The sequence below is a fragment of the Rhodococcus rhodochrous genome (assembly GCF_900187265.1).
Lineage (GTDB): Bacteria > Actinomycetota > Actinomycetes > Mycobacteriales > Mycobacteriaceae > Rhodococcus > Rhodococcus rhodochrous.
On record NZ_LT906450.1, the window covers coordinates 3,485,907 to 3,497,492 of the forward strand.

Annotated in this window: 9 protein-coding genes; 4 read left to right on the forward strand and 5 right to left on the reverse strand. The window is 66.8% G+C overall.

Annotated features, from left to right (window positions below):
* Positions 1-67 precede the first annotated feature (67 nt).
* On the forward strand, positions 68-1,645 hold the full coding sequence (locus tag CKW34_RS16005; RefSeq protein ID WP_059380716.1) for an AMP-dependent synthetase/ligase: 1,578 nt from the start codon (positions 68-70) through the stop codon (positions 1,643-1,645).
* A gap of 89 nt (positions 1,646-1,734) precedes the next feature.
* Positions 1,735-3,618: a siderophore-interacting protein gene (locus tag CKW34_RS16010; protein WP_059380715.1), complete on the forward strand. Its 1,884-nt coding sequence runs from the start codon at positions 1,735-1,737 to the stop codon at positions 3,616-3,618.
* On the opposite strand, the gene CKW34_RS24335 is transcribed toward CKW34_RS16010, so the two are convergent.
* Positions 3,604-3,774 carry a hypothetical protein gene (locus tag CKW34_RS24335; RefSeq protein WP_155418929.1) on the reverse strand — a complete coding sequence of 57 codons (171 nt, stop codon included), beginning with the start codon at positions 3,772-3,774 and terminating at the stop codon, positions 3,604-3,606. The two genes, CKW34_RS16010 and CKW34_RS24335, sit on opposite strands and share 15 nt — an antisense overlap.
* 7 nt (positions 3,775-3,781) lie before the next feature.
* The gene (locus CKW34_RS16015) at positions 3,782-4,345 is read right to left on the reverse strand and encodes a TetR/AcrR family transcriptional regulator (protein ID WP_059380785.1); all 564 of its coding nucleotides are present in this window, start codon (positions 4,343-4,345) and stop codon (positions 3,782-3,784) included.
* Positions 4,346-4,425: 80 nt separating this feature from the next.
* Here CKW34_RS16015 and CKW34_RS16020 point away from each other — a divergent pair, with 80 nt between their 5' ends.
* The gene (locus CKW34_RS16020; protein WP_059380714.1) at positions 4,426-4,878 is read left to right on the forward strand and encodes a DUF1772 domain-containing protein; all 453 of its coding nucleotides are present in this window, start codon (positions 4,426-4,428) and stop codon (positions 4,876-4,878) included.
* A 1,219-nt stretch (positions 4,879-6,097) separates the two neighbouring features.
* Here the strand turns inward: CKW34_RS16020 and CKW34_RS16035 are convergent.
* Complete coding sequence (locus tag CKW34_RS16035; RefSeq protein WP_080968119.1) at positions 6,098-7,474, reverse strand: carboxylesterase/lipase family protein; 1,377 nt, start codon at positions 7,472-7,474, stop codon at positions 6,098-6,100.
* 130 nt (positions 7,475-7,604) lie between these two features.
* Positions 7,605-8,036, reverse strand: coding sequence for a MarR family winged helix-turn-helix transcriptional regulator (locus tag CKW34_RS16040; protein ID WP_059380711.1), 432 nt, complete (start codon positions 8,034-8,036; stop codon positions 7,605-7,607).
* 128 nt (positions 8,037-8,164) lie between these two features.
* Between CKW34_RS16040 and CKW34_RS16045 the strand changes: the two genes are divergently transcribed.
* Positions 8,165-9,423, forward strand: a protein-coding gene (locus CKW34_RS16045) for an IS3 family transposase (RefSeq protein WP_414896216.1) whose coding sequence is annotated in 2 segments (ribosomal slippage) — positions 8,165-8,516 and positions 8,516-9,423 — 1,260 coding nt in all. Because the reading frame shifts where the segments join, the coding sequence is not laid out codon by codon here.
* Between the two features lie 560 nt (positions 9,424-9,983).
* On the opposite strand, the gene mhpA is transcribed toward CKW34_RS16045, so the two are convergent.
* A complete protein-coding gene (gene mhpA, locus CKW34_RS16050) occupies positions 9,984-11,585 on the reverse strand; it encodes a bifunctional 3-(3-hydroxy-phenyl)propionate/3-hydroxycinnamic acid hydroxylase MhpA (RefSeq protein ID WP_064059951.1) in 1,602 nt (533 codons plus the stop codon).
* Between the last annotated feature and the right edge of the window lies 1 nt (position 11,586).

The window sequence follows — 11,586 nt, forward strand, 5'->3', positions numbered from 1 at the left end:
GACCGGCGGTAACATTCCGACCACTGGGGCGACTTCGATTCCTCGTCCGTGGGAGGTGCTGCGAACCGTGGCGGACCCCCGCTCGACGACGGGCACCGCGACCGCGATCGACGGTCGCGACGGGTTCCCCGCGACCGTGCCGGGTCTGCTGCTCGACCGGGTGTCCCGCTCCCCCGACTCCGTCGCCTACCTGCGTCCCGACGGCGAGCGGTGGCGCCCCTCGACGTGGACGGACGTTCGACGGGAGGTCTTCGATCTCGCGGCGGGACTGATCGGCCGGGGTGTGGACGCCGGATCGCGGGTCGCGATCTGCGCGACGACCTGTTACCGGACCGTCGTCGCCGACCTCGCGATCGCGTGCGCGGGCGGCGCCACCGTCCCGATCTACCCCGCGACCCGTGACGACGAGGTGCGGGCGCAGATCCGACGTGCGCACGCCGTCCTCACCGTCACCGACCGGCCCGTCGCCGCCACCGACATCCTGGGCATCGACGGACTCGACGAACTCGCCGCCGAAGGGCGCCGTCTGCTGCGCACCGACCCCGGCCTCGTGGAGCGACGCATCGCGGCGCTGTCCCCTGACGACGAGGCCGCGCTGATCTACACGGCGTGCGAGGACGGCCGCACCAAGGGCGCGTGCCTGACCCACCGGGGCACGACCTACGGTGCCCGCGCCGTCGCGCAGACCGGCATGATCTCGTCGTCCGACCGTCAGTTGCTGTGGTTGCCGCTCGCGCACGTCTTCGGCCGGTCGTTGCTGCTCATGGCCGTGCACACGGGCGTGAGCACCGCTGTCGACGGGCGCGCCGACCGGGTCACCGCGAATCTGCGGACGGTCCGGCCGACCTTCCTGGGGTCGGTCCCGCATGTGCTCGAGAAGATTTCCCGGCTGGAACGGGACGAGCTCGGCGGCCGGCTCCGCTTCGTCATCTCCGGATCGGCGCGGCTGTCCGAGGCGGTCGCGCGGCGGTTCGAGCGGCTCGGTGTACCGGTGCTCGAGTGCTACGGGATCACGGAGACCTCGGGACCGTCGTGTGCGAACCTGCTCGGCGCGCACCGGCCCGGCACGGTCGGCCGGCCGTTGCGCGGAACGGAGGTCCGGATCGCCGACACCGGCGAACTCCTCATCCGGAGTCCCGGTGTGATGACCGGATACCACGACGATCCCGCGGAGACCGCCGCCGCGCTCGACACCGAGGGTTGGTTCCACACGGGCGATCTCGCCGAGATCGACGCCGACGGATTCGTCGTCGTGACCGGTCACCGCAAGGACACCTTCAAGACCAGCACCGGAAAGTACGTCGGTCCCACCGCGCTCGCCGACCGCTGGCGCCGGGTGTGTCCGGGCAGTGAACTCGTCGTGGCCGGGGAGCTGCGCCCGTACTGCGTCGGCCTCGTGTTCACCACCGCGCCGGAGCCGGTCGTCGCGGCCGCGCTGGAGCAACTCAACGCCCGGTCGGATCCGTGGGAACGCATCCGTCGATTCGTCACGGTGAACACGCCACCGGACGCCGACGATCTCGACCAGGCAGGGCGCCCGATCCGTCATCGCGTGCTCGCCCGGTACGCCGATCTCGTCGACGAGATGTACGCGAACGGTCGCCGCGCGGGCAAGGACGGGTCGCGGCAGTCGAATGCCGTCTGAAGTAAGGTTCGCCTAAGCGCAGGTCACCGCGCGGCCGGACATGCCGGTCGTTCCGCCGTCCACGATCCCCTGCCGAGGAGAACGCACCCATGGTCCGTAGTCTTCGCCCCATCGAGGTCTTCCCGATCACCACGCGGTACCTGAAGGTGCTCCGCGTGACGGACGTGAGCCCCGGGATGCGGCGGGTGACCCTCGGGGGCGAACAGTTGCAGGCGCACGTCGCGCCGAACGGATTCCCGGTGGAGGCGTTCCGGTCCGACGGTGTGGACGACGAGTTCAAGTTGATGTTCAAGCACCCCGACCTCGACGAGGCCCTCGGCCCCACCCAGGCGGACGGCGTGGTGAACTGGCCGCGCGATCCGAAACTGCTCATGCGCACCTACACCGTCCGACGCTGGGATCCGGTCGCCGGCGAGATCGACGTGGACTTCGTGCGCCACGGCGTGGGTCCCGCGTCGAGCTGGTCGTACCGCGCGGAACCCGGTGAGACGATCCAGATCGCCGGACCGAAATCGTCGGCCGGGCACCCCCAGGGCGTGGACTGGACACTCGTGGCGGGCGACGAGACGGCGCTGCCGGCCATCGGGCGCTGGCTCGAGAACTGGCCGGAGGGTGCACGCGGCCGGATCTTCGTCGAGATCGCCGACGATTCGCATCGGCAGGATCTTCCCGTTCCCGACGGAGTGGAGCTGACCTGGCTGAGCCGCGACGGCGCCGAACCGGGCACGACGACCCTGTTGTTCGATGCCATCCGGAGCGCCGAGTGGTGGGGCGGCACGGTCTTCGCGTGGGTGGCCGGTGAAGCCCTCACGCTCACCCCCATCCGGCGGTGGCTGCGGAACGAGAAGGGTCTGCCCAAGGAACAGGTGGAGGTCACCGGTTACTGGCGTCGTCAGGAGGTCTCGGTCTCGGAAACCGACGCCTCCCTGCCCGATTTCGAGGCGACCGAGGACGAACGCGACCGCTTCGACGAACTGGCCGAGATCGCCCCAGGTTTCGCGCTGCGGGTCGCGGCGACCATCGGACTGGCGACGGCCTTCGACGCGTCACCGCGCACCCTCGACGAACTCGTGGCCAAGACGGGGACAAATCGCACCGGCCTCGGCAAACTTCTCCGCTATCTCGTCGCCGTGGGTGTGGCCGAAGATCTCGGCGAGGGCCGATTCGGGCTCACCGGCGTCGGGCGTGAACTCGAGGACGACCACCACATCGAGGAACTGCGACTCGACGGCGTGCATGCGCAACGGGAACTGGCGGGCATGCACGCACTGCTCACGGCCGTCCGCACCGGTCGCGGGGACGACGCACAGCGGTTCGGGAAGAGCTTCGCGCAGCGCGTCGCAGACGACACCGCTCTTCTGACGGATCGGTACGAGCAGGAAGCCGAGACGGCCGTCTACTTCGCCCGTGCTCTCGCAGCGAAGGTGCCCTCCGATGTCTCGACGATCGTGGTCTCCGGTGAGGCGGCCGGTTCCTATGCCCACGCGTTCGTCACGGCGAATCCGTCGGCACGGGCGACCGTGGTGGCCGCGCCGTCGGAGATCGAGGTGCTGCGTCGCGTCCACGGCGAGCACGAGCGGGTCGGCTACGCGCCGGGCAGCATGCTCGAAGTCCGGCCCGAACCGGTCGACGCGGTGCTGCTGAGCGGGCGGTTGAACGAACTGCCCGAGGCCGACGTCATGCACGTGCTGCAGCAGGCGGCCGCCGGACTGAATCCGGGCGGCCGGATCCTCGTCTTCGGCAATGTGCTCGACGACGTCGCCCGTGAGCACGACTACGAGGACGATCTCATCGACTTCGCGCTCACCGGTGGCGGTGGCCGTACGCACGAGGACCACCTGGCACTGTTCGAGGCGGCCGGCCTCGCGGAACCCGAGCGCACGACGGTGGGATGGGGCATGACGCTGTACACGTCCGTCGGTCGGCCCGCTCGGCGCGCGGAGGAACGGGGGTCGGGTTCAGTGTACGAGTAGGGGCACGACGGCGCGGGCGAACTCGGCCGGCTCGGCACTGGCGCCCACGTGGTTGCCGGGCACATCGATCAGAGGGAGTCCGAGCCGGTCGGCAAGTGCTTCGGTCACCGCGCCGGCCGCGCATGACGCCGCGAACCACGCAGGAGCCTCCTGCATTCGACGCTCACCGGTTCGCGTACCGCGCACTCAGTTCGGCCACGCGATCCGCACGACTCTCGGGTCTCATCCGACCGGCACGTTCCAACAGGTGCATTCCGTGAAGTGCCGCCCAGAACGTCTCCGTCGCGCACCCTCTCGCGTCGTCACCGATGGTCTCGGCGAGAACGTCGAATCCCGCTCGCATGTCCGCCGGGGTGTGGGCGACGGCGAACTCCGCGTCGATGGACTGCTGGAACATCGCCTCGTAGACGGCGGGATGGGAGCGGGCGAAGTCGAGGTAGGCGTCGGCCACCGACTCGACCCTGCCTCGTGCTTCGGCATCGTCGAGCGCCGCGCGACACCGCCGTGTCAACTCGACGAAGCCCTCCATGGCGACGGTCAGCACGATCTCCGCCTTGCCTCCCGGGAAATGCCCGTAGAGCACCGGTTGCGAATACCCGATGGCTTCGGCGAGATGCCTGGTGGTGACGGCGGCCCATCCCTCGTCGTCCGCGCGGTGGCGAGCCGCGTCGACGATCGCGCGACGTCGCTCCTCGTACCGCCTTTCACGGGGGGACTGTTCGTTCATCGAAACCTCCATTGCGCCGAACCACGATCAGGCCTAGTCTAGCAGTACTAGAAATTCTAGTGCCGATAGAAGGAGTCGCCATGTCCCCCTCGCTCTCGGTGATCACCACCGTCGTCGTCGGATTGATGGTCGGTGTCGAGTTCTCGGTCGCATTCGTCATCAACCCGATCACACTGGCGCTGCCCGCACCGGCCTCGATGGCCGCCAGATCACACGGCGCACGGATGATGGGCCGCGCGATGCCCTTCTGGTACTTCGGCTCATTGATCCTCACCGGCGTACTCGCCGTGACCACGTGGGGCACGACAGCATCGGTCGCAGCGCTCGCGGCGGCGGCCCTGCTGGCGGTGAGCGTCATCATGTCGATCGCACTGCTCGTTCCGATCAACAACCGGTCGGCGAGCTGGACGGACGAGACCTACCCGGAGGACTGGCGCGAACAGACGCAGCGCTGGGACAACCTCCACTACATCAGGGTCGCGATCATCGTCGGAGCGTTCGCCCTGGTCGCGGTCGCCGCGACGTCCCTGTGACCGAGAGAGCACCCGCAGCAGAGCTCGGCCCGCACATCGCACGGAACGCAAACGACGACACCCGTTCCGAATCATCGGAACGGGTGTCGTCGTGGAGTGGACCTTGGGGGACCTTACTACAACCCTGAAACCGCAGGGAGAAGCCCTGAAACGCCGGCAGAAGCCCTGGAGTTTCTGATCCAGAAGCTACCCGACCCGACAAGTCCGGCCCCGCCACCCGTGGAGCACCCCAAACCCCGGCGGGTACGGCAACTCGACGCCGAGGAAGTCGCAGAGCTGATCACCGGATACAAGGCCGGAGCGACCGTGTACGAACTGGCCAACCGATTTGGTATCGAACGACGCACAGTCAGCGGCATCCTCCACCGACACGATGTACCGATGCGCCGCCGGGGCCTGTCCCCCGACCAGGTCGACACTGCCATCCATCTCTATAGGCTCGGCTGGCCACTCGCAAAGGTCGGCAACCATCTCGACGTCAACCACACAACCGTTCTGGCCGCACTGCGTCGACGCGGAGTACCCACGAGGGATTCTCAGGGACGGGCGCGTCGGTGATCGACACCGAACCGGGTCGCGGCCGACTCGACCTTGCCTCGACAGCTTTCGGTCGAGCTCGTCGGCTGTCGAGTAGACCACGCGCGGGCGCGCAGGATCAGGCAGGTGGTGGTGGCGTGGGAGACTCGGTTGCATGAGCGCCGACGTCGGCCCGCATCGGCAACCCCGCCGCAACGATCCGCTCGAGGTGGGCGATGCCTTGCACATGAGAAAAGCCCATGTCCGGTCCAATCCCCGTGTTGTGACAGCCTTTTTCGTCCGGCATAGCTTCGGTGTAGGCGAGCCGGGCAGAAGCCGTCGACCGCGGAGTGCAGGTAGAGACATCCAGCCATTGCTCCGAGCCGTTTGGCTGCGTCGGCGGTTCCAGATGGCGCGGAACCGCGACCGTGGGCCCGCCGGCCGCCGCCATCGACGATTATCCGGGCCGGGGCATCGGCGGTGGTGGCGAGATAGTGCCGTTGGTGGTGAACCATGATCAGGTCATTCTGCCCTAACCGATCCGGCTGATCCCCGACCACAGGTCGCAATGATGCTCGGCGGCGAAGGAATCGGCGGTGCTGATCCCAGAGCTGCTCATTTCGAGAGTGGAGCCGGGGGTGGTCGGCCAGTCGGCGAAGTCCGCTGTCACCGGATCGCCGGTGTGGGCGAAACGTGCCCAGCTCTACTGGATGCGGCGGGAGAGCTGGTCGCCTGCCGGGGGAAGCGGGATCGGGATGCCGAGCAGCTCGGTGAACACGTAAGGAAGTTCGGCCGCGTGAAAGGCGCCGGGAAGCACCGGGTTCTGACCGAGCGGCGCTTCGTTGAAGCGGTATTGCCAGACCTCGGCCCCACCGGCACGCGCGGCCTCGGTAGTGAACAGTGCTGGGCACGCGAAGAATCCGTCGGTGAGCACCTTCTCCTTCGCCTTGACCGGGGAGGAGAAATCGACTGGCGGGTATTGGCGCAAAACCTGGCCCGCGTTGTCGCCGAACAGTTCCTGGGCCCAAGCCAGGTAATCGGATTCATCGGGGATCATGCCTTTCAGGTAGTCGAGCAGGGCGATGAAAGTGGCGCCTTCGTCGGCGTTGCTGCCTACCAGGAGCGGCATGTCGCGGGCGGCTCCGGCGGCGAGCGCCTGTTCTGGAGCGGAGGTCAACACGACGCCGTCCTGTACGGGGCTCCAGGCGACCGCCATCGAATGCAGTTCGGCGCTGGGCGAATCCAGCAGCTTCCCGACCGGAAGAGCGCGCAGGCAGTTCAGTCGCGTGTGCGGATCGCGGCAACCGAGGCTCGCCGCGTAGTCGGCCGACCGCTGGAAGGCGAGTTCGGAGTCCGGAGGTGACAGCGGGCTGCGCGCGCATGAGCCGCTCTGGATGATCGCCCGGTGGAAAAGGCCCCGCGCCAGCGGCGAAGCGAGCTGCGTGCACACACTCATTCCGCCGGCCGATTCGCCGAAGAGGGTGACATTGCCGGGGTCGCCACCGAACGCGGCCGCATTCTCCTGGATCCAGCGCAGCGCGGCCTGTTGATCGAGTGTGCCGTAGGTCCCGGTGATGCCGCCGGTGCTGTCGGCCAGTTCGGGTAGCGCAAGGAAACCGAACGGGCCGACCCGGTAACTGGGGATAGCCACGATGACCTTGTCCTCACGCACCAGCCGGTCGGGGGAGTCGTACTGGGCGTTGGAGCCGAGTACGAAGGCGCCACCGTAAATCCACACCATCACCGGAAGAACCGCGCCCGCAGAGTTCTCCGGCACATAGATATCGATACTCAGGCAGTCCTCGCTCGATTCTTGCACCGCCAGCCCGAACGGCGCCGGAGACGCCTGCGGGCACTGCGGCCCATGCGCGTGGGTCGCAGGTACACCCGTCCACGGAGCGACCGGTTGTGGTGGTGCGAAACGGTTTTCACCCGAGGTGGGTGCGGCAAACGGAACACCGAGGTATTCGACAATCCCATTGGCGTGCCGACCGCTGATGGGTCCGCCCGTGACAGTGACTACCGTGTCGTCGGGTGCCGCCGCGGCGGGCGGAACCACCACTGCCGCACTGGCACTCATGAGGACTGCGGCTGCCACCAGCAGTCGACGGAAGGATCTCGGGTTCCGCAACGCAACGCTCCCGCAGTAAAATACTTTTGGAACAAAACCACTGTAGGTGACCGGCCTCACAGAGGGAAGAGTGCGCGACTTATTCGTCCAGCACGGACAGCAATCGCCGCAAGGCCGGAACCGCGGATTCCAGGACTTGCTGATCCTCTGGTGACAGTTTCGCCAGCGAGTCCCGTAGCATCGACGCACTGGCCCGGTCGTACCTGGCCAACAGTTCCTTGGCCCGCGCCGTCGCGACAAGCACCACCCCGCGCCCATCCTCGGACGACGGCACCCGATCCACCAGATCCGCCATCGTCCGCACCAGATTGCTCACCGTCGACTGCGCCACCTTGAGCTCGAACGCCGCCCGCCCCGGCGCCAGACCATCCTGCGACACCAGCAATCTCAGCAGTTCGATCTGCGCCTCCGGCAAATCGGGCAATCCCTCCAGCACCCGCGTCCGTCGCAGCACCGCTCGCCGCAACGGTCCGAGCAACGCACTCAACTGAGCTTCGACCCCACCTGCCATCCCACCATTCTCCCGGCCTCGCACGAAAGGCTGTGCGTGGTGTCCCGCGGGAAGCCCAGGGGCCTTGACCCCGGTTCTTGGACACGCTGAATCCAGCATCTGCTGGGGAAGCGAGATGATCTTCAGTCATGTCACGAAAGAACTACTCGGAGGAGTTCCGGCGCCAGGCGGTCGAGTTGTACGAGTCCACGCCGGGCGCGACGATCCGAGGTATCGCCGCTGACCTCGGGGTCGTGCGCGGCACCTTGACAGGCTGGATCGACCAGTACGGGACCGGCACCAAAACCCACGTCGACGGCACCCGGGTGCATACTCCGGCACGGCCCCACAACCCGAGCCCCGGCACGGGTAGCGAATCGGAGACCGTCGAGCAGAAACTCGCCCGTCTCGAAGCCGAGAACGCCGCCCTACGAGCGGAAGCAACCAAGCTCACCACCGAACGCGAGATCCTTCGTAAGGCGGCCAAGTATTTCGCCGGGGAGACGAACTGGTGACCCGCTTCCAGTTCGTCGCCGACCACTCCGACACCTATCAGGTGAAGCGGTTGTGCGAGCTCGTCGAGCTCGAGCGTTCGTCCTACTACGCCTGGAAGTCCGCCGAGCCGGACAGGACCGCTCGCGCCGCGGCCGACGCGCAGCTGGCCGAACGAATCCGGGCGATCCATACCGAGGACAACACCTACGGAGCACCCAGGATCACCGCAGAACTCAACGATGGCGTCACCGTGAACGAGAGGGTCAACCACAAGCGGGTGGCCCGGGTGATGCGTCAGAACAGCATTGTCGGCTACCGCCGTCGACGACGGGTCACGACCACCGTCCCAGAACCTGCGGACCAGAAGGTGCCCGACCTGCTCGAGCGGGACTTCACCGCCCCTGCACCGAACTGTATCTACGTCGGCGACATTACATATTTACCGATCGAGGGCGGTGCCAACCTGCATCTGGCGACGGTGATCGATTGCTACTCCCGCAAACTCGCCGGCTGGGCGATCGCCGACCATATGCGCACCGACCTCGTCGCCGACGCTCTCCTTGCTGCTCATGGAGATCGTAATGGATTGTCCGGGTCTATCTTTCACTCCGATCACGGCGCGCAATACACCTCGAAGGATTTCGCTTCCCTCTGCGCCGACCTCGGCGTCACCCAGTCGATGGGTAAAGTCGGCACGAGCGCCGACAACAGTCTCGCCGAATCCTTCAACGCCGCCCTCAAACGAGAAGTCCTCCAGAACGCGAACGTCTGGTCGGACGAAGCCACGTGCCGGCGTCAGGTGTTCCGTTGGGTCACCCGCTACAACACCCGACGACGACATTCCTGGTGCGGACACCGGTCCCCGAACACCTACGAGACCCTCTACATCGCTACGCTGGCATCCGCGGTGTAATCCACCACCCGTGTCCTTTTGCTGGGGGTAAGGCCCACGCCGGCGGGCGCCGGGAATGGACAGCGGTATCGGGCATGGTCGATCCCTTCGAGTTCCGCTCCCACCGGATCGGTTGCCGCTCGGGGGTCTATCGGCCGACTGCGGCGAGCGAACTCGTACAGCTGTCCGATCGGTCGGGGGAGGGCGGTCGGTTCAGTGATGGACTCCCATCGCCGTACCACCGAGACATTGATGATGATATCGTCACATGCGACGCAAGTCTCAGTCAAGTAGATATGACGAATTCGTCACTATATGGTGCGCACACCCATGTGCCATGGATTTCACGGCCAACCTCAGGCGATCGATGAGACGTGGATCTTCCGGCATCAGCAGCGCCGGAGCCGGATCTGCACCGCCCGTCGCCGCGCGGCCGGCAGCCTCGACGACCGGATACGATGCGAGGTTCGTGTGTGGACGGGTCGATCCGAGCTGGAGAGCGGGCGTGACGTAGGTGCGGATCGGGTTGCGCCGACCTCGAACACCTCCCGGCCGACCGGCCGGGAGGTGAGGGGAAACCGTTACCGGATTCCCCCTGCTTCGGCCGCATCGTGGGCACCGTCCGACCAACTACAGCGGTCGCGATAGACCACTTTGCAACAGGTGTCCGATACCGGCAGGCGGACAACCGCGTCGCACAGACGTGACAGGTCACGGCCGGCGCACTGAACGGTGCCGTCGGGGCGGATCAGCGCAGCGCGGGCGCGCCCCTGGCGCAGCCAACGATGGAGTTCCTCCCCTGCGTTGGTGATGATCAGGACCGCAGCGCGGTCCTCCACCATCGCGCGCTGGGCCGCGGTCGGTGTCCGCGAGGTGATGAGGGCGAACCGGCCCGTGATGAGGTCGTCAAGTCGCCGGCCGTCCGGTAGTGGTGGATTCGGAACGAGTCGTCCAGCGAGGCTGGTGAAGCGCGCAGTCTTGGTCACCAGGCTGCTGTGGTGGAGCGCGGGGGTCTCGCCATTTATGAAACGCCGGTCGAACCCGGGCATGCGGTGCACATGCGGTGCGAAGACCCGGCGAGCTCGGCTACCGATCTCACCACCGGCGGTCATCGATGCGCCGAGCAGCATCGCGATCCGAATCATCGCCTGCGCGTGCGGCTTTCGTTCGATTTCGTAGCTGTCGAGGGCGTCGTCGCCGAGCTCGCCACTGAGTACCGCGGCCAGCTTCCAGCTCAAGTTCGCGGCATCTCGGAGTCCGGCGCCCATGCCCTGGCCGATGAAGGGTGGTGTCAGGTGCGCCGCGTCGCCCAGCAGAAAGGTGCGCCGGGAGCGCCACTGCTGGGCGACCCGTGCACAAAAGGTGTACTCGGCCACCCGAAGCAGCTCGAAATCGGCGAGCGCGACCGACTCGGTCCAGGGCCGGATCAACGGCAGCAGATCCTCCATCTTCTGATAGTCGGAGGCGGATTCGTTCGGCAGCAGCTGAAATTCCCAGCGATATCGCTGTTCCCCGATACGCATGAAGGTGGCGGCCCGGTTCGGGTCGCTGACCTGGTGTATACCGTCCCACTGTGCCAGTTCGGCGCTGGTGGCCACATCCACGACCAGCCAGCGTTGCCGGAAACCGAAGTCTCGCATGCCGACGCCCATCGATGTGCGCACGATACTGTTCGCACCGTCGCAGCCGAGCAGGTACCGGCCGCGGATCGAATTCCGAGCACCGGTCCGGCGGTCGATGTAATCGACACGGACACAATCAATTTCATCGACAGATCCGATGACCTCCACCTCGCCACGGATAGTGACCTCGGAGCGGTGACCGGCATTTTCGCGCAGTATCGCTTCCAGCTCCGGTTGATCGAACAGATTGGCCTCGGGATGCCCGTTGCGGCCCGGGTTGGGGTCACGATCGAACTGCGCCAGTACATGACGCCCGACTCCGTCGATCAAGCGCAGCCCGAGCGCGGGCCGGGAGATGGCATCGAATGCGGTGCCCACCCGCAACCGGGTCAGTATCCGGCGGACCTCACCGTCGAGATGCACCGCGCGGGGTTGCGGATAGACGCCGTTCCAGCGCTCCAAGACAACCGTTTCGATACCGTACTGCGCGAGCAGGGTCGCGGCCGTCAACCCGCTGGGCCCCGCGCCGACGACCACGACCGGAACTGCGGCAGTGCTCATC

What these genes read in the sequence shown, in the direction of transcription:
- CKW34_RS16010 (WP_059380715.1), top strand. Translation starts at nt 1,735, where the DNA reads ATGGTCCGTAGTCTTCGCCCCATCGAGGTCTTCCCGATCACCACGCGG.
- CKW34_RS24335 (WP_155418929.1), bottom strand. Translation starts at nt 3,774, where the DNA reads ATGCAGGAGGCTCCTGCGTGGTTCGCGGCGTCATGCGCGGCCGGCGCG.
- CKW34_RS16015 (WP_059380785.1), bottom strand. Translation starts at nt 4,345, where the DNA reads ATGAACGAACAGTCCCCCCGTGAAAGGCGGTACGAGGAGCGACGTCGC.
- CKW34_RS16020 (WP_059380714.1), top strand. Translation starts at nt 4,426, where the DNA reads ATGTCCCCCTCGCTCTCGGTGATCACCACCGTCGTCGTCGGATTGATG.
- CKW34_RS16035 (WP_080968119.1), bottom strand. Translation starts at nt 7,474, where the DNA reads ATGAGTGCCAGTGCGGCAGTGGTGGTTCCGCCCGCCGCGGCGGCACCC.
- CKW34_RS16040 (WP_059380711.1), bottom strand. Translation starts at nt 8,036, where the DNA reads ATGGCAGGTGGGGTCGAAGCTCAGTTGAGTGCGTTGCTCGGACCGTTG.
- mhpA (WP_064059951.1), bottom strand. Translation starts at nt 11,585, where the DNA reads ATGAGCACTGCCGCAGTTCCGGTCGTGGTCGTCGGCGCGGGGCCCAGC.